The following is a 22,205-nucleotide window of genomic DNA, read 5'->3' on the forward strand; positions in this document are numbered from 1 at the left end:
CCGCGCCGTCAGCCGTGATTATTCGCCGTCGGTGATCGGCTGGCGCACCAGCAGCAGGTAGGCGAGTGCGCCAACCAGCGTCACGCAGGCACAAATCATCAGCGCCAGGCTGAACGATTTGGTGGTGTCGAGCACCCAGCCAGTGATGACCGGCGCGAAGGAGGCGAAGATAAAGCTGGCGAAGTTCTGGATGCTGCCAACCGAGGCTGTCATGCGGGCGGTGACGTTGGCGTGGATCAATCCCCAGCACGACGTTCCGGCGAAGTGGATACAGAACAGCGCCATCCCAATCAGCGTTACGGCGCTGGTGGTGTCGGTCGCGCGGGTCACCACGGCGGTAAAGCCGGCGGACAGCAGCATGCCGCTGACAATACAGACTTTACGGGTCTTCACCGCGTTAAAGCCGCGACGCACCAGCGAGTCGACCACATAGCCATTCAGCAGCATACCCGCCGCACCGAACAGGAACGGAATCGCTGCCAGCAGGCCGGTACTTTTAAGATCGAGATGATAGGTCGACTGCAGGTAGCCCGGCAGCCAGGCGATATAGAGCCAGGCGGTGTAATTGATACCGCTGAAGCCAATCATCATGCCCCACATGGTGCGCTGCTTAAACAGGCCGCGCCACTCCTTGAAGCTGATCGGCTCTTTACGCGATGCGACGCTGCCCGCCTGTAAATAGTGGATCTCTTCAGCGCTCAGGGTGTTGTTGTCGCGGTCGCGGTAGATCATATACCAGCCGATAGCGAGGAACATGCCGAGGATACCGATCGTGACAAACATGCCACGCCAGCCCATCACCAGCATCATCGCCGCCAGAATCGGCGGAGCCACCGACAGTCCAATCATCGAAGCCGCATTGAACATCCCCATCGGCATGCCGCGATCTTTAATGTTGAACCAGTCATTGATCACTTTCACGCCGCACGGGTTCATCGGCGCTTCGCCAATGCCGAGGCCGATGCGCACCAGGATGAACTGGGTAAAGTTATGCACCAGGCCAGAGGCGGCCTGGAACAGCGACCAGATAAACATGCCGATGCCGAGCATAATGCGCGGCCCTTTACGATCCAGCAGTGCGCCGCACGGCAGTTGCGCCAGGCCATAAGCCAGCGAAAAGGCGGAGAGCAGGAAGCCGATTTCGGTGGCGCTCAGCCCCATCTCCTCGCGGATGGTCATGTTCGCAACCGACAGCGAGCTGCGATCCAGATAGTTGATGATGGCGGCGAACAGCAACAGCAGCATTGCCGTGATCTGGATCTTGCGGATACGCGGTGAACGCACCACGTCGCTACGCATCGGTACGAAATCCTGGTCTGGTGGCGTGGCGCCAGCTGCGCTGTCGCGGCCGGTTACTGAAGTCTTTTCCATTGCACTCTCCCGAAACTGGGTACTTATCGTTATGGTGAGAAGGGGTCTGCGCGCAGCGGCAAAAGGCCGCCGTGACGTTGCAGTCGAGACTAAGAGCAAAGGGGTAAGGATGTTGCAAAGATGTTTCTGAATCGTGCGGGAGCTAATGCTTTGTGGTTTTTAATCGGTTTTTAATTGTACTGACCGATTGAGCGCACCATCGAGGTTTTAGCGGTCGCCAGATGGTTATGTAATGCACAGAGGGCGTCGATATCCTGACGGCCAATCAGCGCGGTCAGAATCGCCATATGCTCCTCCAGCGCCACAATATTTCGCTGCTTGAGGTCGCTCTCATCCCACTGATAATGCGAGTGAAAGATCACAGAGATAATCTCCAGCGACTGATTGAAAAACGGGTTGTTGGCGGCGGATAAAATCAGCGAATGCATCTGACGATCCAGCGCGGCAAAGTGGCGATAGTTACTGGCGATGGTATCGCGCATCGATCGGTGACGATCCAACAGATCCCGCGCCTGAACCCATCGTTCGTCGCCTGCGGGCAGGTTCAGAAAGCGGCTCAGGGCGTGGGTTTCCAGCATCTCGCGCAGTTCAAATAACTTCTCGGCGTAATCCTGGGTGAATTTTTTCATCCGCCACTGGCCGCGCCTGACCGGCTCCAGCAGGTCATAGCGCATAAAGCGCAGCAGGAATTCGCGCACTACCACCGGACTGACTTTCACCTGCTGCGCCAGTTGCAGCTCGCTGAAGGTATCGCCGGGCACCAGCTGCCGCTGATTAATCATATTAAAAAACATCTGCTCAAAGTGGCTGGCCTGCTGCTCAATCGGCGGCGTTAACGCGCTAAAACTGTCATCTTCGCGCGGATCGCGCACGATAACCCAGGTTTCATCCACCTTATCCAGCACGCCGCACTGATGCAGATAGTGCAGGGTGTGGCGCACCGTGGTCCGGCTGATATTGAACATTTCCGCCAGTGCCGCCTGGGGCGGCAGCGGGGAACGAATATGACGCTGAGCGATGCTTTCCAGCATCTGGTTGATGACGTTCTGGCGCAAATTCTGGCTGCGGCTCATCTCACTCTCCGGTTTTTTATGCATTAAAAACCATTCAAAGCCCAAAAAAATCGCGGTGCTTCACACTTCCCGCAAACGAACACCGCAGCGCGTGCAGGATTCGCCATAACTGCCTGCAGGACAACCGGAGAATCACCATGACAACAACAATGAAAGCACTGGTCATCGCTGAACCACGTAAGATGGTATGGGCCACCCGCGACATTCCCGTGCCTGCCGCGGGCGAGGCACTGATTAAAATCCTCACTGCCGGAATCTGCGGCACTGACATCCACGCCTGGTCCGGCAATCAGCCGTTCTTCAGCTATCCGCGGGTGCTGGGCCATGAAATCTGTGCCGAAGTGGTGGCGCTGGGAAGTGGTTCAGAGGGCTTTCAGCCGGGCCAGCGTGTGGCGTTAATGCCCTACATCTCCTGCCTGCGCTGTGACGCCTGCCAGAGCGGCAAGACCAACTGCTGTGAGCAGATCTCAGTGATTGGTGTGCATCAGGATGGCGGGTTCTGCGACTACCTGAGCGTGCCAGTCAGCACGCTGCTGGCGGTGGATGATGTCGCGCCGGAAGCGGCTGCGCTGATTGAGCCGTTTGCCATCAGCGCTCATGCGGTGCGTCGTGCCGCAATTGTGGCGGATGAGCAGGTGCTGGTGGTGGGTGCCGGACCGATTGGGCTGGGTGTTGCCGCTATCGCCGCCGCCAGCGGCGCGCAAGTGGTGGTCGCCGATACCAGCGAATTTCGTCGCCAGCATGTTGCTGGTAAGCTCGGCCTGGCGGCACTGAATCCGGCTGATGAAGCGTTTTACAGCGCGCTGCGCGAGCAGTTTGGTGGCCGTCTGGCGCTGAAGGTGATCGACGCTACCGGCAGCCCGGCGGCGATGAACAATGCGGTCAACCTGATGCGACACGGCGGCACTATCGTCTATGTCGGCCTGCACAAAGGCGATCTGGTGATCCCGGACAGTGAATTCCATAAAAAAGAGACCACCCTGATGGGCAGCCGCAACGCCACCCGCGAAGATTTTGACCGGGTGCGTGCGCTGATGGCCAGCGGCCAGCTGCGCGCCGAAATGATGCTGAATCACCATCTGGCTTTCTCTACGCTGGATGAAAACTTCGAGGCGCAAATCATCAACAACCGCGAGCTGATCAAAGGTGTGATTCATTTTGACCGGTAACGCGGTCAGTCGGTTCGCCTGGTTCAGGGCGCGATGAGAGTCTGAAAGAAGTGCGCGCGCACCGCATCAGCATCCACGCCAAGTGCGATGCGCTGCGCGGGCAGACCGGCAAACGGATCCTGGCGGGAGGCCAGCGTGCTCAGCTTACGCACCGTCTGACCACAGGCGATGCCCTCCGTGATCACCCGTAGCGGGCTTTCGGTCAGGGTAAACGCCTGTGGCAGAGTGAGCCACGCCACCGCCAGGGTGTCATGCAGCGCCATCCCATTGAATCCCTCTTTCTCCAGGCTGTAAGCCAGGTAAGGGCGACAGATCGCACTCAGTACCGGCTGATTCAGACGCTGAACCTCATCGCCGCTGATCAGCACCTTGTGCGTGACATCCAGCGGGATCACCACCACGTTCAGCGCCGAGGCGAGCACCTGATCGGCAGCATGCGGATCTTTCCAGATATTAAATTCGCTGAAGGGCGTCACGTTGCCGCTGTGCCCGTCGGTGCCAAATGCGCCGCCCATAATCACCAGCTCTTTCACCAGCGGAATAATATCCGGCGCCTGATTAATGGCCGTGGCGATATTGGTCAGCGGACCAATCGCCACCAGGGTGATCTGATGCGGCTGCGCCCGCACGCTGTCGATAATAAACTGCACCGCGCCTGGCGCCTGATCGCTGCAGGCATTATCAAACGCATCGCCCAGCCCATCTTCACCGTGCAGTCTGGCGGGCGCAGAGGGCGCCAGCGCCAGCGGTCGTGAACAGCCGCGATAGACCTCCGCGTTAATCGCCATTTTGCTGCAAAACAGTCGGGCGTTTTTCACCGCCTGACCCACCGGCACGTTGCCAAAGACCGTGGTAATCCCCAGCAGATGCTGCGTTCGTGCCGCATAGGCCAGTGCAAAGGCGTCATCCACGCCGATATCGGTATCAAGAATCAGGGTACGCATAGGGTCTCCGCAACAGGCTCTGAACCATCAGCATTACCCCGTCTGTGGCGTGCACGTCAAGGTTTTCAGCCGCCGTGACCTCACTCTTGCCAGCCTGAAACGGGCGTCGTATTATCACCGGCTCAAGGTGATGGCGTGCCACCTTTCCCAACCGCCGGTGGGCTTAACACCGGCTGATGACGCCTGACACTCAATCCTTTCGCGGGAGCTGAGGTGTCAGGCGCAGTTTATCTCTGCCTTTCCCCCCTCAGCCCGGCGTCAATCTGCAATCAGGAGCAATAAATGTTGAAACCGTTATTGGCTGTGATGATCGGCGGCTCTGCCGGCTGTGTACTGCGCTGGCTTTTTGCGATGCGCTTTAATGCGCTCTTTCCCAATCTGCCGCCGGGCACGCTGCTGGTGAATCTGATCGGCGGTCTGGTGATCGGCGGCGCGATGGCCTGGTTTGTTCGCCATCCCGACATCGACCCGATCTGGAAACTGCTGATCGTCACCGGACTCTGCGGCGGGCTGACCACTTTCTCCTCTTTCACAGCGGAATTAATGGGGTTGCTACAATCAGGGAACTATCTCTGGGCGATGACCAGCGCGCTGGTGCATGTGATCGGTTCGCTGCTGATGGCGTTTGCCGGTTTCGCACTGGTCACGATGCTGGGCTGATCCGGCTGACCGGCGCTTGTCATACTGCTTAAGAGGTAGATACTGTTTCAGGTTTTACGCCCGTCCATCCCGCATGAACGGGCGCAGAAGCTGAACGTCACCGATTATTCCGGACGATTAAGGAGCCGAGCAATGCGAACTAACCCCACATTCCTTAACCTGGTGTTGTTAAACGGTGAGCCCGGCCAGAAACTGCAGGCGGCGCGTGACGCCGGTTTCGATCAGGTGGAGATCTGGCGCGAGGATGTCGAGGCGTGCGAGGGTGGCGCGGCGGCACTGGCTGAGATCGCTGCCCGGCTGGGACCTGGCTTTACCAATCTCCAGGTGCTGCGCGATTTCACTGGCGCACCCAGCGCGTTGCGTGGACAGAAGCGCGAAGAGCTGCGTCAGTTTATTCAGATTGCCCGGACGCTGGGCTGCGACACCCTTCAGGCACCGGCCAGTACCCGTGAGGATTGCTGCGCCGACCAGATTGATGATGACCTGCGCTGGATGGCCTCTGAAGCTGCGCGCTACAACATGCGCATTATGTATGAGCCGATGGCCTGGTGCAGCGTGGATAACACGCTGCCGCTGGCGTGGCAGCGATTACAGCGGCTCGACCAGCCCAATATCGGGCTGGTGGTTGATCTGTTTCACATCTGCGCGCTGGGTGGCGACGCCTCCCAGCTGGACGGTATCCCTGCCGAGCGCATTTATGAAGTGCAGCTGTGTGACATGGCCGCCATGCCTGCGCAGGATAAGCAGAGTCTGATGGCGATGGCAAAGCATCAGCGTCTGCTGCCCGGCGATGGCATTATCGACATTGAACGCTTTGTCGATAAGCTTAAAAGCGCGGGCTATCAGGGACCGGTGGGCATTGAAGTCTTCAATGATGCGCTGAAACGCCTGCCGCCTGAGGTCGCTGCCCGTCATGCCTGGCAGGCATTAAAACGCTGCTGGGGTTAATCCTGTAAACACTGCCCGATAAACGCGGCGGCGTGCATGGCACCCTGGGCGGAGATGGTGTGGCCGGTGGCGGGTTCAAATCGCGCTTCTACCGGCACCAGGACGGCTCTGAGTCGTGCTGCGGCAGATTCGCTCTCCTGCCACGGGATCACCTCATCGGCCTGGCCGTGGATCAGCAGCGCGGGCAGATGAGGCTGTGGCGTCAGTTCACCGTCAACCGCCAGACGACCCGAAAAGGCGACCACGCCCGCCAGCGGATAACGGCCAGATGCCAGCGCATCCAGCGCCATGATCGACCCCTGTGAAAAGCCGACCAGCACCACATCCTGCCAGCGGTCGGCGAAGCCGTGCTGTGCGATTACGTCGCTGAGGATCGCGTCAAACGCCGCCCGCGCGGCCCGTACCCGACCTGGCCGGTTCTCTGGCGTCACCTCCTCCAGGCTGAACCACTGCCAGCCAAAACCGGCGGCAAAACGTTCGGGGGCATTGGGTGAGGCAAAAATCACATCCGGCAACAGCGTCGCCCAGTGACGGCCAATCGGTGCCAGATCGTCGCCGTTACTGCCTACGCCATGCAGAAAAATCACCAGTGCTTTTGCCATTATTGCTCCTTTATAGGCTGTACTCACTCAGATCCGGGCCTGCCGGAACGATCCCGTTCGGGTTCAGTGCCTTGATCGAGTAGTAACCCTGTTTGATATGATCGATGTTGACCGTCTCACGCACGCCGGAGACGGACAGCATGCTCTTAAGATAGCGATTCAGCAGCGTATAGTCGCGTATCCGGCGCAGGTTGCATTTGAACAGGCCATGATAGGCGACGTCAAAGCGAATCAGGGTGACGAACAGGCGAATATCGGCTTCAGTCAGCCGTTCACCCAGCAGGAAGGTACGACCATCGCTGAGCAGGGCGTCCAGTTCGTCGAGCTGGCTGAAGACGTCATTAAAGGCCTGCTGGTAGCTGATCGCTGTGGTGGCGAACCCGGCGCGGTAAACGCCATTATTCAGACGCGGATAGAGACTCTCATTCAGCGCATCAATCTCAGGGCGCAGCGCGGCGGGATAGAGGTCGATGCGATTGTCGGCCAGATCGCCAAAGCCGCTGTTGAACATACGCACAATGTCAGCGGACTCGTTGCTGACGATGGTGCCGGTTTTCTTGTCCCACAAGACCGGCACGGTGGCCCGGCCTGTGTAATCGGGCGCGATGCGGGTATAGATTTCATGCAGGTACTGCGCGTTATTCAGCGTGTCCTGTTGTGCGCCGGGGAAACGGCCAAAGCGCCAGCCCTGGGCACCGAGCTGCGGTTCAGCCACCGTCACGCTAATCAGCGACTCCAGCCCTTTGAGCTTGCGGGCAATTAACGCGCGTGACGCCCACGGACAGATCAGCGCCACATAGAGATGGTAGCGATCCGCTTCTGCCGCAAATTCAGTGGAGCCATCGCTGCTGATAAAATGCCGGAAACCGGATGTCTGACGGACAAATCCACCCTGTTTATCGGTCGACTGCACCGGGTGCCAGTCACTACTCCATTTGCCTTCTACTAACATCGCGCGACTCCTCTGTAATGGGAGAAGCAGCTTAACGGATGACTAAACGGTTGATAATCGGGCCATAAAGACAATCATTTCTTCCATTCTGGAAGAAATTACGCGGGCGGAAAACGGGTAAAGTGACTCACCAGGAAGTCGATAAGCAGGCGCGCCCGGTGTGCCAGATGACGGGCGGGCGGATAAACCGCAAACAGGCCAAGCGGTGGCGTGTCGAAATTCTCCAGCAGCCGGACAATCTCACGGCGTTGCAGCGCGGAAGCCGCGATAAAACCGGGCAACCGCGCAATGCCTAGTCCGGCCATCGCGGCCTGCAGGCAGGCTTCGGTGTTGGCGAAGCGCAGACGCCCGCGGACCGGTACGGTGACAATCTCGCTGCTGCCGTCGCCGCCGGCAAACGGCCAGTGCCAGGGATCGCGAAAATTGGTGTCGATGATGCACTGATGCTGGGGCAATTCGCGCCAGTGCTGCGGCGTGCCAGACTGCTCAAGATAGACCGGCGAGGCGGCGATACGCACATGCACTTCACCCAGCTTGCGCGCGACGAGGCTGCTGTCGCTGAGGGTGCCAATACGGATCGCCATATCAAAGCCTTCATCGACGATGTTGACGGACCGGTCTGAAAAGCTGACATCCAGTTCAATCAGCGGATAGCGACGGGCAAACGCCACCAGCACCTCAGACAACACCACAGTACCAAAGGAGCCGGGGGCGCTGATTTTCAGCCTGCCGGTCGGCGTGGTGGCGCTTTCACGCACGCTGGCATCCAGCGTCTCAAACGCATCGAGCAGGTTTTTGACCCGCTCATAATAGCTGCGCCCGACATCGGTGGGCGACAGGGCGCGCGTGCTGCGCTTAAACAGCTGGACGCCGAGCCGCTGCTCCAGCTTTGAAACCAGCTTGGAAGCCTGACTGCTGCTGGTGCCGAGACGTAACGCCGCCGCAGAAAAGCTGCCGGTTTCCAGCACCGTGACAAACATCCGGTCACAATCGAGTCGATCCATGGCGGTGTCCCGTGAAGATAAAGTCGCAGTATAGAAGCTGTGCTCCGCTGATGCAGCCTTCACTTTGCGTGCCTTAACCCTTTCGCTGGCGCGGAAAACCTGCTTGACTGACTCTCTGCCCGACGTTCTCTGGAGTAATTCATGTCGCTGATTCACCTGACGTCACTGGCGGAGATCCCGGCCGCCGAGTGGGATGCGCTGTTGCCTGATGACCAGCCCTTTTTGCGTCACGCCTTTCTGCTCACGTTAGAACAGAGCGGCAGCGTGCGGCCCGAAGCGGGCTGGCAGCCCGATCATCTGCTGTGGCGGGAGGAGGGGGTGACCCGCGCCGCGCTGCCAGGCTACCGCAAACGCCATTCACAGGGCGAGTACGTCTTTGATCACGCCTGGGCGGATGCCAGCCAGCGCGCCGGGATCCGCTACTACCCGAAATGGCTGGGCGCGATACCCTTCAGCCCGGTCAGCGGCGCGCGCCTGCTGGGTGAAACCGCTGCCGCTGCGCAACTGCTGTCGGCCCTGCCTGAGAGCCTGTTACAGCAGGGTTTAAGCGGGGCACATATCAACTTTACCGATGCGCAGGCTAATCAGCTGCTGGCCGATCAGCCCGACTGGCTCTCCCGGCTCGGTTGTCAGTATCACTGGCATAATCGTGGCTACCGCGATTTTCAGGATTTCCTGGACTCGCTGATGTCGCGCAAGCGCAAACAGCTGCGTAAAGAGCGTGAGCAGGTGATGCAGAGCGGCTTTGAGTTTGACCGCTTCCTGGGCTGTCAACTGCGTGAAGATCAGTGGGATTTTGTCTACACCTGTTACGCCAACACCTATGCGGTGCGCGGTCAGCGTCCCTATCTGACGCGTGACTTCTTCAGCCTGCTGGCGGAACGCATGCCGCAGAATATTGTGGTGGTGATCGCCCGTTTACAGCAGCAACCGGCCGCGATGGCGTTTTATCTGCGGGACAGCAACGCGCTCTATGGCCGCTACTGGGGCTGTCTGGCGGAGTTTGACCGGCTGCACTTCGAAACCTGTTTCTATCAGGGAATGGATTTGGCCCTTGATGAGGGGCTGGCGCGGTTTGATGCAGGCGCACAGGGCGAGCACAAGCTGGTGCGCGGCTTCGAGCCGCAGATTACCCACTCCTGGCACTATCTGCTGCATCCCGGCCTGCGCGATGCGGTGGCTGATTTTCTGGTGCAGGAGCGGGAAGGCGTGCGCGGCTGGGCGGAAGAAGCACGCGACGCCTTACCCTATCGACGCGGCGATTAATCGATGCCGACAAAACCGCCGGTCTGATGCTGCCACAGCCGGGCATAAAGTCCGTTCTGCGCCAGCAGCTCGTGATGGCTGCCCATCTCGGCAATGCCGCCTTTATCCAGCACCACCAGCCGATCCATCTTCGCGATGGTCGACAGGCGGTGCGCGATGGCGATAACGGTTTTACCCTGCATCAGTGACTCCAGGCTCTCCTGAATCGCCGCTTCTACCTCAGAGTCGAGCGCCGAGGTGGCCTCATCCATGATCAGAACCGGCGCATCCTTCAGCAGCACGCGGGCTATCGCCACACGCTGACGCTGACCGCCCGACAGTTTCACGCCGCGCTCGCCCACGTGGGCATCCAGCCCGGTGCGGCCGAGTGAGTCAGAGAGCAGCGGGATAAACTCATCGGCGCGGGCGCGGTGAATCGCCAGCTGCAGCTCCTCTTCGCTGGCGTCGGGACGACCATACAGCAGGTTTTCACGGATTGAGCGGTGCAGCAGCGAGGTGTCCTGGGTGATCATGCCAATCTGGCTGCGCAGGCTCTCCTGCGTCACGGCGGCGATATCCTGATCGTCAATCACAATCCGCCCCGCGTTCAGGTCATAGAGGCGCAGCAGCAGGTTCACCAGCGTCGATTTACCGGCGCCCGAGGGGCCAATCAGCCCAATCTTCTCGCCAGGTTTGATATCGAGGTTAAAGCCGTTAATCACCTGACGGCCACCGCCATAATCGAAGCGTACATCTTCAAAACGGATGTTGCCGCGCGTCACGTTAAGCTGCTTCGCCTGCGGCGCATCCTGCACGCTCAGCGGCTGCGCGATGGTTTTCAGGCCATCCTGTACCGTACCAATATTTTCGAAAATGCCGTTGACCACCCACATGATCCAGCCGGACATGTTCACCAGGCGGATGACCAGACCGGTCGCCAGCGCAATTGCCCCGACGCTAATCAGCGACTGGCTCCATAACCACAGCGCCAGCCCGGAGGTCGAGACAATCAGCAGGCCGTTCAGCGCTGACAGCGTCAGATCCATGCTGGTGACCATGCGGCCGGCGTTCTGGGTTTTTTCGGTCTGCTCCTGAATCGCCTCACGCGCATACTGCCGTTCCAGATCGCTGTGGGCGAACAGTTTGATGGTGGCGATGTTGGTATAACCATCGACAATGGTGCCCATCAGCTTAGATCGCGATTCTGAGGAGACCACCGAGCGTGCTTTGACGCGCGGCACAAAGAAACGCAGGGAGGCGCTGTAGGCCACCATCCACAGAATCAACGGGATCATCAGCCGCCAGTCGGCACCGGCAAACAGCACCAGCGAGGTTACCGCGTAGATCAGCACGTGCCAGATGGCGTCCACCAGCTGCACCGCGGAATCGCGCAGTGAACTGCCGGTCAGCATGATGCGCTGGGCGATGCGACCCGCGAAATCGTTCTGGAAGAAATTGAGGCTCTGGCGCAGCACGTAGTTGTGATTCTGCCAGCGGATCATGCTGGTCATGCTCGGGCTGATGCTCTGATGCACCAGCATGTCGTGCAGGGCGATAAAAATCGGCCGCAGAATCAGCGCCACCGCCCCCATCCACAGCAGTATCGGCCAGTTTTCCCGAAACAGGGTGGCGGGCGTGGAGTGATTGACCATGTCGATAATGCGGCTCAGATAGCTGAACAGCGACACTTCAATCAGGGCTGACGCCAGCCCCACTACCAGCAGTGCCGCGAAACTCGGCCAGACCTGCCTCAGATAGTAGAGGTAAAACGACCAGACCGTTGAGGGGGGCGAGTCGGTGGGCGCGTCATGAAATATATTGATAAAACGCTCAAAACGGCGATACAACATAGCGATACTCTTTCCGTCCGGTAAAGAGCTACAGCTTAGTGCATGAACCCCGTTCGGCTAAAAGGAGAAAATATGGAAATCATTATTCGGGCACGGGAACCGCAGGATGCTGCCGCCTATCAGCGACTCTACAGTCATCCCGATGTTTATCCCTGGACGCTGCAGCTGCCGTTTCCCAGCGTTGCCACCTGGGAGAAAAAAATCGCCAGAATGGATGCCGAAGGGTTTATCGCCTTTGTCGCGGAGATCGAGGGCGTGCTGGCCGGTGAGCTGACGCTGTTTGTGGATAATAAGCCGCGCACCCGCCACTGCATCAGCTTTGGGCTGGGTGTGCATCCCGATTACGCCGGTCGCGGCGTCGGTGAGCGCCTGATCCGCACCGCGCTCGACTATTCCCGTAACTGGCTGGGGATTACGCGTATGGAGCTGGAGGTGTTCCACGACAACGAACGGGCGCTGCGGCTCTATGAGCGGCTGGGCTTTGAGCGTGAAGGGGTGATGCGGCAGGCCGCCCTGCGCGACGGTCAGCTGCGCGATGTGGTGATGATGGCGAAACTGCTGCACGGAAAGTCATAACCGGAGCTGCAGCGCTGCCGCTCCGTTTTTCATTACGGATTTTTATTGCTGTATTGCTGCATGTTCTGCTGCGTCACCAGTTCAAACGGGATCCACTGGTGGGAATCGACTTTTTCCCCTTTGATCATCTGCTGCGCCACCTCGACCGATTTTTTGCCCTGGCCTACGGCATCCTGGAACACGGTGACGGCCAGTTTGCCGCTTGCCAGGGCTTTCAGGCCATCCGGCGTGGCATCAATGCCGCCCACCAGAATGGTTTTCTTCGGTTTCGCCTGGGCAATCGCCATGGTTGCGCCAATCGCCATTTCGTCGTTGTTGGCGGCGACAATATCGATCTCTTCCCCGTTCGACAGCCAGTTGAGCATTAAATCCATGCCCTCATTACGCGAATAGTTGGCGGTCTGCTTCAGTACCACTTTCATGTCGGGATACTTTGCCACCACCTGCTCGACATCTTTGGTGCGCTGAAGCGCACCCGCATCGCTGAGGTTACCGATGATAATGGCGACCTTGCCACGATAACCCGCCTGCTTCGCCAGCGCTTCCATCTGCAACGTGCCCGATTCGCGTTCGTCAGAGCCGACAAACACCACGCCTGGCGGCAGGGTTTTATCGCCCGGTGTGCGGTTAACGTAGACCAGCGGAATGTGAGCCTGCTGCGCCAGCCTGGTCAGGGCAGGGGTGCTGGCGGAGTCGACCGGATCGACGATAATCGCGTCCACCCCGGAACTGATAAAGCTCTGCACCTGATCGGTCTGACGGCCCACGTCGCCGCGTGCATCTTCGAACTGCGCATCCAGCTGACGCGCTTTGGCCTCTTTCTCGATCGACTGGCGGATAATGGTCAGAAAGTTCTGGTCGAAATAAGCCATTGAGACGCCAATTTTCTCTGCCAGCGCCGACGTGGAAAGAGAGAGCAGACAGAGTATTGCCCATGCACGTTTTTTCATTGCAGACTCCCGAGGTTAACTGAGTGGAATAGATTTTTCATTTATTATAAAAATGGACAAAGATTATCATTTGCAGCTTATGAACAGTCGCCGGGTTTGACAACCGGCCCTTTTCACTCTTGCTAGCGCCGCCACACTTTGCCGTAAAATCGCCGCGTCATAGCTGGCCGCGCGGGTTAAAACCCCGACATGGCGCACACTCTGTGGCAGAGAGCTGCGGCTTTTTGCGCTTTTGTGCAGCGTCGCACGGGCAGTTGTGGCGATTGTCAGAAAACCGTTCAATCGGGCCTGACGATCTCAACATCCGCACAATGATCCATAGTTAGCCTCCTATCTATATTTCCTTAAGCGGGAAATCTCAGCGTTATTCCTGAAAAAAACCTCGTGGCGCAACCTGCCGCTTTTTAAGGAATTCAGCTCATGCTTAAAGACCAAACGACTCACCAGACGTCTCATGTGCGCATCTGGATCCTCTGCCTGATCCTCTTTCTGTCGGTCGTGGCTTACGCCGACCGTTCGATCCTCTCGATCTCCGGATCGGCGATCAAAGAGGAGTTCGGCCTGTCAGCGATCCAGCTGGGATTGATCCTCTCTGCCTTCAGCTGGGCCTATGTCATCGGTCAGATCCCCGGCGGGCTGTTTCTTGACCGCTTCGGGGCTAAAAAAGTGTATGGCGTCACGCTGGCGCTCTGGTCAGTCTCGACACTGGCGATGGGATTTGTTGGTGAGTTCTCCAGCGGCATGACCGGCGCGCTGATGCTGATGTTTGGTCTGCGCTTTATGCTGGGATTGATAGAGGCACCCAGTTTTCCCGCTAATGCGCGCGTGGTGATTATGTGGTTCCCTGGCGCAGAGCGGGGACGGGCTTCATCGCTGTTCAGCTCGGCGCAATACTTTGCCGTCGCCATTTTCTCGCCACTGTCAGGCTGGCTGGTGTCGCGCTTTGGCTGGGAGTGGCCGTTCTTTGTGCTGGGCGGCATCGGCCTGCTGGCGGTGTTTATCTGGGCTGCCTGGATGCGGGAGCCGCGCAATCACCCTGGCGTGTCCGACAGTGAACTGCGCCACATCGTCGACGGTGGTGCGCTGGTGGATATCGACTCGGCGCAGACGCTGAAAGCGCGGCCACCGGTCAGTAAAGCGATGTTCAGAAAACTGCTCACTAATCGCATGCTCTGGTGCGCCTATCTCGGTCAGTACTGCATCATCGCGCTCAGTTACTTCTTTATTACCTGGTTTCCGATCTATCTGGTGCAGGCGCGTGGCATGAACATCATGGAGGCGGGTTTCGCCACCGTTGCACCGGCGCTGTTTGGTTTTCTGGGCGGGATCAGCGGCGGCTACCTGTCAGACAAGTTAATCGCCCGGGGCTGGAGCGTCTCCTGGGCGCGTAAAACGCCCTATATCGTCGGCATGCTGATGGCGTCCAGCCTGGTGCTGGCGGCGGTCATTCCGGGCAATAGCGGCATTATCGCCATTATGTCCTTCGCCTTTTTCGGTAAAGGCATAGCGGCCGGTGCAGGCACCTGGACGGTGATCAGCGACACCGCACCCAAAGAGGCGGTGGGCCTGGCCGGCTCCATTTTTAACGGCATCGGCAATATTGCCGGTTTCACCACGCCGCTGCTATTCGGCATCATCGTCGGTCTGACCGGCAGCTACAGCATCGGGCTGGCGTTTGTGGCGGCACACTGCGTGGTCGCAGCCCTGCTGTTCCTGCTGGTGATGGGACCGATTGAACGCGTTGGTGAAGAGAGCGATCGCCCGGCATCCTATAAAAATCAGGAGAAAGAAGATGGCATTAAAGCAATGTAATGTGCTGATCAAAGGGAAGTTCCTGCCGCCGCAGCTGATAGAGAACATTGAAAAGACGTTCACTGTGTTCCGGCTGTGGGAGGCGGGATCCAAAGAAAGACCCTTAGTTGAGCTATTGATTGTTAGGGTAAAAGCAGTCCAAATACAGCAAATAAGATATAACATGCGGTAGCCGCAAACCAAAAAAAAGAATAAATCTTCATCCAGGGATATATCTTCTGTTTATTATTTTCAAAGAAATCATATCCGGGGTCATTGATGGCAAGGTAGCTTATTTTCTGCCTGCGACTTAATTTTATGAAAAACCGTAAAACCGGAAATACTCCGAAGAAGCCAGTCATATAATAAAATGAACAGGGGCCGGGGAACGTATATTTCTCTCTGTAAGAAGAGACCAGATTATAATAATCCTGTCGTTTAATTAAATATATTATAAGCGACAGAATCAGAAGGCCGCATCCCAGCCCACCAAAAAATAATGAAGTACCAGCCAGCAATTTATTAGTTATCATAATATTCTGCAATTTTATTAATTATAGTTTCGACGCCTGAACTACCTGCAACACCACCGGCGACCGACCCTACAACTGCACATGCAACACCACCCGCGCCCGCTGTTGCTATTCCAATAGCCGCACAGCCAGCTAATGCGGCAGAGCTACCCCATACGCCACCCAACATCCCACCACCTGTAGTGAGAGCAAATTTTGAGTAGTCTTTAACGGCAATCTTTCCACATTCATCCTCACGCGCTTTGCTGCATGCATCAACCACATCATTAGTCGTGCCTGCAAAAGCGAATCCAATCCCGATGAGTCCGCCAGTCTTTAAAAAACGCGCAGCTCTGGCTGCGTTACCGACATAGTATGAATACCCTGGAATGCCACTTATCCCAACGGTAGACCATTCATGCACTATCGAGCGGCTGGAGAGATTTAATGCGCGCTTCATATTGTCATACTGCTGGAATTTTACAGTATAACGTGCAAGGGATTTTAACAGCGGCTTATTGACCAGCTCTTTAAGCTGCTGTAGTAGCTGATTACGCTCAACAAAGAATTGCTGGCCTATCAGAGAACCCTGTGTGCGGAACTGATTCTGGTAGCTGACTTCGATTTTTTTCAGAGTTTGTTCAATAGCACTAAAATATTTTTCACCCGCATCTCCTGCAGTGCTAAAAATCTTGTCTCCGGCACCTGTCAGTGCGGCAATCGTTCCATAATGTTTTTGCATAAAACTGGCGTCATCGTCGTTCACACCAATCAATGCCGCATTAGTTTTATTCTTAGCCTGACGGAGCGTTGTCAGCATCTGCATTGTAAGCTGATTGGGTGTATCGGAGTCAGCCACAATCAGGATTTGCCCTGGCTTAAGATACGGAGTATCTGCATTAAGTTTCATAAACAGGCTGGTAGCGGGTGAACGTGTATCTCTGAATAGTTCCCGCGCCTGATATTCAAGTGTACCGGGACGTTCCACTACACAATATCCGGGGGCTAAGTTCTTCGCCATGCATCCATTCTCCGTCATTTAAAACAGGGTTATTATCCTATTGTTAGTACCACTGCTAAGCAAAAAATATGCGTCATAAATATAAATAATTCTATTGAGTTACGCAAAAACTATTGTTTAGGGTTAGGAGTGCTTTCGTCACACTGACAGAGAATGTTCGAATCTTTGCTCTTGCAGTCAGGACGATCCATTAAGTCATAAATAATCCGTTTAACGATCTGGCTGTTAAGGGAAAATCCATAATCTTCCATGGATGATTATGGATTTGTTGTCCTGCTCAGTCTGGACCTGGACACCGATTTATTGTTCTGTCTGAAGAGTTGGCCTCTCCTCTGACCACTCACCAGACCCTCACCTTCGCACAAAACAGCCTGAAGAAAATTTGTCCAGCTGCCGATATCACCTTACCACCCGCCAATCTTAAGGAGTGATAGCGTGATAAAGCTGATTACCATTGATGAATTGCGTCCAGGGATGTTTATCCACAAGCTGGAGGTCTGGTGGATAAAAGACCAGCGCATTCATAATGAGATGCTGATCACCGATCCCCGACAAATCGCCATGCTTCGCACTGAAGGGATCCGCCAGCTCTGGATCGACCTCGATCGATCGGTGCAGGCGCCGATCGCCTCCCCGGTCGCGAAGAGAACCATTGGCCGCACCCCGTTTTTCCAGGAACTGGATCAGGCACAGCAAATCTTTTTGCAGGGCAAACCCAAAGTGCTGGCGATGTTCAACGAAGCGCGGCTGGGTAACGGCCTGAAGCTCGATTATATGATGGATCTGGTGGATGAAATCGCCGGATCGATCACGCGTGAACCCTCCGCCATGCTGAGCGTGGCGCGCCTGAAAAACCATGATGATTACACCTATCTGCACTCCATGGCGGTCTGCGGGCTGATGATTGCGCTGGGTAAAAAACTCGGGCTGGATGAGCAGGAACTGCGTCGGGTGGGCATGGGCGGTTTACTGCATGATGTCGGCAAAGCGGCCGTGCCGCTGGCGATCCTGAACAAAGCGGGCAAGCTGACTGAAGAGGAGTTCAGGGTGATGCGTGAGCATCCGGTGGTCGGTGCGCAGATGCTGATAGAAGCGGACGCCGATGACGATCTGCTCGATATCACCCTGCACCATCATGAAAAATATGATGGCAGCGGCTATCCGCATCGCCTGAAAGGCGAGGCGATTTCGTTCTACGCCCGCATGGCGGCAGTGTGTGATGTCTATGATGCCGTGACCTCGACCCGCTCCTATCGCAACGGCTGGACACCCGCCGAGGCGATGCACCAGATGCTGAGCTGGCGCGGCCATTTCGACCCTGCCTTGCTGCACACCTTCGTGCGGACCATCGGCATCTATCCGGTGGGATCGCTGGTGCGTCTGGCTTCCGGCCGGGTGGCGCTGGTGGTGAAAGCGGGTGAAAAATCGCTGATGCGTCCCTGCGTACATGTCTTCTGGTCGCTGCACGCCCAGCGTGAAGTGAAACCGGAAGAGCTCGACCTCGGCGACAGCTTCTGCACCGACAGCATTGTGGGCGCAGAGGACAGCACGCTGTGGGGTAACGTCGATCTCAATCGTATCTGGGCACTGGAAGTCGCCTGATTTTTCGCCATTTTTACACTATTTTTACGCCCGCCCGCTGCATTTTAACCCCTTCTTTATACGCCTCCGCGCAAGCTAAGCCATAAATCCAATCCTCTGGAGGTTCCTGTGAGCGTGGGCGTAATAACCGGCATTGTGCTGGTGGTGTTGTTACTGGGCTATCTGATCTATGCCCTGTTAAATGCGGAGGCCTTCTGATGGCGGCCAATGCTTTTTTACTCATCGCATTTTATCTGCTGCTGCTGATGGTGCTGGCGCAGCCGCTCGGACGGGGTCTGGCCTCGTTAGTGGCTGACAAGCCGGTGTTTGCCCGCCTTGAAGCGCCGCTGTGGCGACTGCTGGGCGCGCAACAGTCGGACATGCGCTGGCCGCACTACCTGCTGGCGATTCTGCTGTTCAATGCGCTGGGTTTCATGGTGCTGCTGGCAATATTGCTGATGCAGGGCGCGCTGCCGCTGAATCCGCAGCAGCTGCCTGGCCTGAGCTGGCATCTGGCGCTGAACACCGCCGTGAGCTTCGTCACCAACACCAACTGGCAATCCTACAGCGGCGAAAGCACCCTGAGCTATTTCAGTCAGATGGTGGGCCTGACGGTGCAGAATTTCCTCTCAGCCGCGACCGGTATCGCCGTGGCATTTGCGCTGATCCGTGGCTTCGCCAATCGCAGCTCTGCGACCCTGGGTAACGCCTGGCGCGACCTGACGCGCATTACGCTCTATGTCTTACTGCCCATCAGCCTGCTGATGGCGCTGTTCTTTGTCAGCCAGGGCACCATTCAGAACTTCGCGCCTTATCACAGTTTCTCCACGCTGGAAGGCGTGCAGCAGACGCTGTCGATGGGACCGGTGGCGTCGCAGGAAGCGATCAAAATGCTGGGCACCAACGGTGGCGGCTTCTTTAACGCCAACTCCTCTCATCCGTTTGAAAACCCGACGGTGCTGACTAATCTGGTGCAGATGCTGAGCATCTTCCTGATCCCGGCGGCGCTCTGCTTCGCGTTTGGCGAAAGCGTGCGTGACCGTCGTCAGGGCCACATGCTGCTGTGGGCGATGACGCTGATGTTTGTGGCGGCGGTATCGGTCGTCATGTGGGCCGAACTGCAGGGCAACCCGCACTTCCTCCAGCTGGGTGCTGACAGCGCCATCAACATGGAAGGTAAAGAGACGCGCTTTGGCATTCTTAACAGCAGCCTGTTCGCGGTCATCACCACTGCCGCCTCCTGCGGTGCGGTGAATGCCATGCACGACTCCTTTACCGCGCTGGGCGGCATGGTGCCGATGTGGCTGATGCAGCTGGGCGAAGTGGTGTTTGGCGGCGTCGGTGCCGGTCTCTACGGCATGCTGCTGTTTGTGCTGCTGGCGGTGTTTATCGCCGGGCTGATGATCGGTCGTACCCCGGAATTCCTCGGTAAAAAAATCGACGTCTGGGAGATGAAGATGACCGCGCTGGCGATTCTGGTCACACCGGCGCTGGTGCTGATCGGTACCGCCCTGGCGATGATGACCGACGCCGGACGCAGTGCCATGGCCAATCCCGGCATTCACGGCTTCAGCGAAGTGCTCTACGCGGTCTCCTCGGCGGCCAACAACAACGGCAGCGCCTTTGCCGGCCTGAGTGCTAACACGCCGTTCTGGAACCTGCTACTGGCTGCCTGCATGCTGCTGGGCCGCTTCGGCATCATCATTCCGGTGATGGCGATTGCCGGTGCGATGGCGGTGAAAAAAGTGCAGCCGGTGGGTAACGGCACGCTGCCAACCCACGGTCCGCTGTTTATCGGACTGCTGATCGGCACGGTGCTGCTGGTGGGTGCACTGACCTTTATTCCTGCTCTGGCGCTGGGCCCGGTGGCTGAGCATCTGCAACTTGTTCAGGGACAATCCTCATGAGTCGTCAACAACAGGCGTTATTTGACGCAGCATTGCTGCGTACCTCGGCCTGGGATGCAGTGAAAAAGCTCGATCCCCGGGTACAGTTCCGAAACCCGGTGATGTTTGTGGTCTACCTCGGCAGCATTCTGACCTCGCTGCTGGCGCTGGCGATGCTGACCGGCCGGATCAGCGGCAGCGCCAGCTTTACCGGTGCGATTGCGGTCTGGCTCTGGTTCACTGTGCTGTTCGCCAACCTGGCGGAGGCGCTGGCAGAAGGGCGCAGTAAGGCCCAGGCCAGCAGCCTGAAAGGCGTAAAAAAAACCAGTTTTGCCAAAAAACTCTCAGCGGCGCGCTATGGCGCCGAGTGGCAGCAGGTCAGTGCCGATGAGCTGCGCAAAGGCGATGCCGTGCTGGTGGAAGCCGGCGACATCATCCCCTGCGACGGTGAAGTGATGGAGGGCGGTGCCTCGGTGGATGAGAGCGCCATTACCGGTGAGTCCGCACCGGTGATCCGCGAGTCGGGCGGTGACTTCGCCTCCGTCACCGGCGGGACCCGCATTCTCTCTGACTGGCTGGTGATCACCTGTAGCGCCAACCCGGGCGAAACCTTCCTTGACCGGATGATCGCCATGGTGGAAGGCGCGAAACGCCGTAAAACGCCGAATGAGATTGCCCTGACCATCCTGCTGGTATCACTGACCATCGTGTTCCTGCTGGCGACCGTGACACTCTGGCCGTTCTCGGCATGGGGCGGAACGCCGGTCAGCATCACGGTGCTGGTGGCGCTGCTGGTCTGTCTGATCCCGACCACCATCGGTGGCTTACTGTCGGCGATTGGCGTGGCGGGGATGAGCCGGATGCTGGGTGCTAACGTCATTGCGACCAGCGGGCGTGCGGTGGAAGCCGCAGGCGATGTGGATGTGCTGATGCTGGACAAAACCGGCACCATCACGCTGGGTAACCGTCAGGCGACCCAGTTCCTGCCCGCGCCGGGCGTCAGCGAAGAGCAGCTGGCCGATGCCGCGCAGCTTGCCTCGCTGGCCGATGAGACGCCGGAAGGGCGCAGCATCGTGGTGCTGGCGAAACAGCGATTTAATCTGCGTGAGCGCGATCTCAGCAGCATGGGTGCCAGCTTTATTCCGTTCTCTGCGCAGACCCGCATGAGCGGCGTAAACGTGCAGGATCGACTGATCCGCAAAGGCGCGGTCGATGCGGTACGTCGCCACATCGAAGCGAACCATGGCCGTTTCCCGGCCGAGGTCAATGCGCAGGTGGAAGAGGTGGCACGCGGTGGCGGCACGCCGCTGGTGGTGTCAGAGGGTGCGAACGTGCTGGGCGTGGTGGCGCTGAAAGATATCGTCAAAGGCGGCATTAAAGAGCGCTTTGCCGAACTGCGCAAAATGGGTATCAAAACGGTGATGATCACCGGCGATAACCCGCTGACGGCCGCAGCGATTGCCGCGGAAGCGGGCGTGGATGACTTCCTGTCAGAGGCCACGCCGGAAGCCAAGCTGGCGCTGATCCGCCAGTATCAGGCGGAAGGACGTTTAGTGGCGATGACCGGCGACGGCACCAACGATGCGCCTGCACTGGCGCAGGCGGATGTGGCGGTAGCGATGAACTCCGGTACTCAGGCGGCGAAAGAGGCGGGTAACATGGTCGATCTCGACTCGAACCCGACCAAGCTGCTGGAAGTGGTGCACATTGGTAAACAGATGCTGATGACGCGCGGTTCGCTGACCACCTTCAGTATCGCCAACGACGTGGCGAAATATTTCGCCATCATTCCGGCGGCGTTTGCGGCGACCTATCCGCAGCTCAACATGCTTAACGTGATGCACCTGCACTCGCCAGCCAGTGCGATTCTGTCGGCGGTGATCTTTAACGCTCTGGTGATTGTCTTCCTGATCCCGCTGGCCCTGAAAGGCGTCAGCTACCGCCCACTGAGCGCTGCTGCGCTGCTGCGCCGCAACCTGCTGATTTACGGTCTGGGTGGCCTGCTGGTGCCGTTTGTCGGCATCAAAGCGATCGATCTGCTGTTAGTGTTTTCAGGCATGGCCTGAGGAG

19 protein-coding genes and 1 riboswitch are annotated in these 22,205 nt (G+C 57.7%); of the genes, 10 read left to right on the forward strand and 9 right to left on the reverse strand.

Annotation, left to right across the window (positions count from 1 at the left end; all coding sequences use genetic code 11):
* Window positions 1-18: 18 nt before the first annotated feature.
* The gene (locus AC0T7J_RS15510) at window positions 19-1,371 is read right to left on the reverse strand and encodes an MFS transporter (RefSeq protein WP_473795257.1); all 1,353 of its coding nucleotides are present in this window, start codon (window positions 1,369-1,371) and stop codon (window positions 19-21) included.
* 170 nt (window positions 1,372-1,541) lie between these two features.
* Complete coding sequence (locus AC0T7J_RS15515; RefSeq protein ID WP_039388057.1) at window positions 1,542-2,444, reverse strand: GntR family transcriptional regulator; 903 nt, start codon at window positions 2,442-2,444, stop codon at window positions 1,542-1,544.
* A gap of 137 nt (window positions 2,445-2,581) precedes the next feature.
* Here AC0T7J_RS15515 and AC0T7J_RS15520 point away from each other — a divergent pair, with 137 nt between their 5' ends.
* Window positions 2,582-3,613, forward strand: coding sequence for a zinc-binding alcohol dehydrogenase family protein (locus tag AC0T7J_RS15520; RefSeq protein WP_473795258.1), 1,032 nt, complete (start codon window positions 2,582-2,584; stop codon window positions 3,611-3,613).
* 23 nt (window positions 3,614-3,636) lie between these two features.
* Here AC0T7J_RS15520 and AC0T7J_RS15525 read toward each other — a convergent pair whose 3' ends face one another.
* Window positions 3,637-4,557 (reverse strand): nucleoside hydrolase, encoded by a 921-nt coding sequence (locus AC0T7J_RS15525; protein WP_473795259.1) that lies wholly within the window; start codon window positions 4,555-4,557, stop codon window positions 3,637-3,639.
* A gap of 117 nt (window positions 4,558-4,674) precedes the next feature.
* A riboswitch (Fluoride riboswitch) is annotated at window positions 4,675-4,750 on the forward strand.
* An 89-nt stretch (window positions 4,751-4,839) separates the two neighbouring features.
* Here AC0T7J_RS15525 and crcB point away from each other — a divergent pair.
* The gene (crcB, locus tag AC0T7J_RS15530) at window positions 4,840-5,217 is read left to right on the forward strand and encodes a fluoride efflux transporter CrcB (RefSeq protein WP_031593044.1); all 378 of its coding nucleotides are present in this window, start codon (window positions 4,840-4,842) and stop codon (window positions 5,215-5,217) included.
* A 132-nt stretch (window positions 5,218-5,349) separates the two neighbouring features.
* Complete coding sequence (locus AC0T7J_RS15535; protein ID WP_473795260.1) at window positions 5,350-6,165, forward strand: sugar phosphate isomerase/epimerase family protein; 816 nt, start codon at window positions 5,350-5,352, stop codon at window positions 6,163-6,165.
* On the opposite strand, the gene AC0T7J_RS15540 is transcribed toward AC0T7J_RS15535, so the two are convergent.
* From AC0T7J_RS15540 to AC0T7J_RS15550, 3 genes are all read right to left on the reverse strand, one after another.
* The gene (locus AC0T7J_RS15540; protein WP_473795261.1) at window positions 6,162-6,767 is read right to left on the reverse strand and encodes an alpha/beta hydrolase; all 606 of its coding nucleotides are present in this window, start codon (window positions 6,765-6,767) and stop codon (window positions 6,162-6,164) included. The genes AC0T7J_RS15535 and AC0T7J_RS15540 overlap by 4 nt on opposite strands.
* Window positions 6,768-6,777: 10 nt before the next feature.
* A complete protein-coding gene (locus tag AC0T7J_RS15545) occupies window positions 6,778-7,719 on the reverse strand; it encodes a glutathione S-transferase family protein (RefSeq protein ID WP_473795262.1) in 942 nt (313 codons plus the stop codon).
* Between the two features lie 98 nt (window positions 7,720-7,817).
* The gene (locus AC0T7J_RS15550) at window positions 7,818-8,723 is read right to left on the reverse strand and encodes a LysR family transcriptional regulator (protein WP_473795263.1); all 906 of its coding nucleotides are present in this window, start codon (window positions 8,721-8,723) and stop codon (window positions 7,818-7,820) included.
* 141 nt (window positions 8,724-8,864) lie between these two features.
* Here AC0T7J_RS15550 and AC0T7J_RS15555 point away from each other — a divergent pair, with 141 nt between their 5' ends.
* Window positions 8,865-9,989, forward strand: a complete 1,125-nt coding sequence (locus AC0T7J_RS15555; RefSeq protein ID WP_473795264.1) for a GNAT family N-acetyltransferase — start codon at window positions 8,865-8,867, stop codon at window positions 9,987-9,989.
* On the opposite strand, the gene AC0T7J_RS15560 is transcribed toward AC0T7J_RS15555, so the two are convergent.
* Window positions 9,986-11,818 carry an ABC transporter ATP-binding protein gene (locus tag AC0T7J_RS15560; protein WP_473795265.1) on the reverse strand — a complete coding sequence of 611 codons (1,833 nt, stop codon included), beginning with the start codon at window positions 11,816-11,818 and terminating at the stop codon, window positions 9,986-9,988. The two genes, AC0T7J_RS15555 and AC0T7J_RS15560, sit on opposite strands and share 4 nt — an antisense overlap.
* A 72-nt stretch (window positions 11,819-11,890) precedes the next feature.
* On the opposite strand from AC0T7J_RS15560, the gene AC0T7J_RS15565 reads away from it, so the two are divergent.
* Window positions 11,891-12,394, forward strand: a complete 504-nt coding sequence (locus tag AC0T7J_RS15565; protein ID WP_064704098.1) for a GNAT family N-acetyltransferase — start codon at window positions 11,891-11,893, stop codon at window positions 12,392-12,394.
* 32 nt (window positions 12,395-12,426) lie between these two features.
* Here the strand turns inward: AC0T7J_RS15565 and AC0T7J_RS15570 are convergent, their stop codons facing one another.
* Window positions 12,427-13,344 carry a sugar ABC transporter substrate-binding protein gene (locus tag AC0T7J_RS15570; RefSeq protein WP_061704377.1) on the reverse strand — a complete coding sequence of 306 codons (918 nt, stop codon included), beginning with the start codon at window positions 13,342-13,344 and terminating at the stop codon, window positions 12,427-12,429.
* Window positions 13,345-13,764: 420 nt separating this feature from the next.
* On the opposite strand from AC0T7J_RS15570, the gene AC0T7J_RS15575 reads away from it, so the two are divergent.
* Complete coding sequence (locus AC0T7J_RS15575; protein ID WP_473795266.1) at window positions 13,765-15,156, forward strand: MFS transporter; 1,392 nt, start codon at window positions 13,765-13,767, stop codon at window positions 15,154-15,156.
* Between the two features lie 501 nt (window positions 15,157-15,657).
* On the opposite strand, the gene AC0T7J_RS15580 is transcribed toward AC0T7J_RS15575, so the two are convergent.
* Complete coding sequence (locus AC0T7J_RS15580) at window positions 15,658-16,668, reverse strand: hypothetical protein (protein WP_473795267.1); 1,011 nt, start codon at window positions 16,666-16,668, stop codon at window positions 15,658-15,660.
* 435 nt (window positions 16,669-17,103) lie between these two features.
* Here AC0T7J_RS15580 and AC0T7J_RS15585 point away from each other — a divergent pair, with 435 nt between their 5' ends.
* The 4 genes from AC0T7J_RS15585 to kdpB all read left to right on the forward strand — a co-directional run bounded on the left by AC0T7J_RS15585 (window position 17,104) and on the right by kdpB (window position 22,201).
* On the forward strand, window positions 17,104-18,270 hold the full coding sequence (locus tag AC0T7J_RS15585; RefSeq protein ID WP_473795268.1) for an HD-GYP domain-containing protein: 1,167 nt from the start codon (window positions 17,104-17,106) through the stop codon (window positions 18,268-18,270).
* A 108-nt stretch (window positions 18,271-18,378) separates the two neighbouring features.
* On the forward strand, window positions 18,379-18,468 hold the full coding sequence (kdpF, locus tag AC0T7J_RS15590) for a K(+)-transporting ATPase subunit F (RefSeq protein ID WP_010253443.1): 90 nt from the start codon (window positions 18,379-18,381) through the stop codon (window positions 18,466-18,468).
* Entirely contained in the window at window positions 18,468-20,156 is a 1,689-nt protein-coding gene (kdpA, locus tag AC0T7J_RS15595) for a potassium-transporting ATPase subunit KdpA (RefSeq protein ID WP_473795269.1), read from the forward strand. The genes kdpF and kdpA overlap by 1 nt, the downstream gene beginning before the upstream one ends.
* Entirely contained in the window at window positions 20,153-22,201 is a 2,049-nt protein-coding gene (gene kdpB / locus AC0T7J_RS15600) for a potassium-transporting ATPase subunit KdpB (RefSeq protein WP_099257753.1), read from the forward strand. Before kdpA ends, kdpB begins: the two co-directional genes overlap by 4 nt.
* Window positions 22,202-22,205 lie beyond the last annotated feature (4 nt).

This window comes from Pantoea sp. E956-1 (assembly GCF_982223955.1).

What these genes read in the sequence shown, in the direction of transcription:
- AC0T7J_RS15510 (WP_473795257.1), bottom strand. Translation starts at nt 1,371, where the DNA reads ATGGAAAAGACTTCAGTAACCGGCCGCGACAGCGCAGCTGGCGCCACG.
- AC0T7J_RS15515 (WP_039388057.1), bottom strand. Translation starts at nt 2,444, where the DNA reads ATGAGCCGCAGCCAGAATTTGCGCCAGAACGTCATCAACCAGATGCTG.
- AC0T7J_RS15520 (WP_473795258.1), top strand. Translation starts at nt 2,582, where the DNA reads ATGACAACAACAATGAAAGCACTGGTCATCGCTGAACCACGTAAGATG.
- AC0T7J_RS15525 (WP_473795259.1), bottom strand. Translation starts at nt 4,557, where the DNA reads ATGCGTACCCTGATTCTTGATACCGATATCGGCGTGGATGACGCCTTT.
- crcB (WP_031593044.1), top strand. Translation starts at nt 4,840, where the DNA reads ATGTTGAAACCGTTATTGGCTGTGATGATCGGCGGCTCTGCCGGCTGT.
- AC0T7J_RS15535 (WP_473795260.1), top strand. Translation starts at nt 5,350, where the DNA reads ATGCGAACTAACCCCACATTCCTTAACCTGGTGTTGTTAAACGGTGAG.
- AC0T7J_RS15540 (WP_473795261.1), bottom strand. Translation starts at nt 6,767, where the DNA reads ATGGCAAAAGCACTGGTGATTTTTCTGCATGGCGTAGGCAGTAACGGC.
- AC0T7J_RS15545 (WP_473795262.1), bottom strand. Translation starts at nt 7,719, where the DNA reads ATGTTAGTAGAAGGCAAATGGAGTAGTGACTGGCACCCGGTGCAGTCG.
- AC0T7J_RS15550 (WP_473795263.1), bottom strand. Translation starts at nt 8,723, where the DNA reads ATGGATCGACTCGATTGTGACCGGATGTTTGTCACGGTGCTGGAAACC.
- AC0T7J_RS15555 (WP_473795264.1), top strand. Translation starts at nt 8,865, where the DNA reads ATGTCGCTGATTCACCTGACGTCACTGGCGGAGATCCCGGCCGCCGAG.
- AC0T7J_RS15560 (WP_473795265.1), bottom strand. Translation starts at nt 11,818, where the DNA reads ATGTTGTATCGCCGTTTTGAGCGTTTTATCAATATATTTCATGACGCG.
- AC0T7J_RS15565 (WP_064704098.1), top strand. Translation starts at nt 11,891, where the DNA reads ATGGAAATCATTATTCGGGCACGGGAACCGCAGGATGCTGCCGCCTAT.
- AC0T7J_RS15570 (WP_061704377.1), bottom strand. Translation starts at nt 13,344, where the DNA reads ATGAAAAAACGTGCATGGGCAATACTCTGTCTGCTCTCTCTTTCCACG.
- AC0T7J_RS15575 (WP_473795266.1), top strand. Translation starts at nt 13,765, where the DNA reads ATGCTTAAAGACCAAACGACTCACCAGACGTCTCATGTGCGCATCTGG.
- AC0T7J_RS15580 (WP_473795267.1), bottom strand. Translation starts at nt 16,668, where the DNA reads ATGGCGAAGAACTTAGCCCCCGGATATTGTGTAGTGGAACGTCCCGGT.
- kdpA (WP_473795269.1), top strand. Translation starts at nt 18,468, where the DNA reads ATGGCGGCCAATGCTTTTTTACTCATCGCATTTTATCTGCTGCTGCTG.
- kdpB (WP_099257753.1), top strand. Translation starts at nt 20,153, where the DNA reads ATGAGTCGTCAACAACAGGCGTTATTTGACGCAGCATTGCTGCGTACC.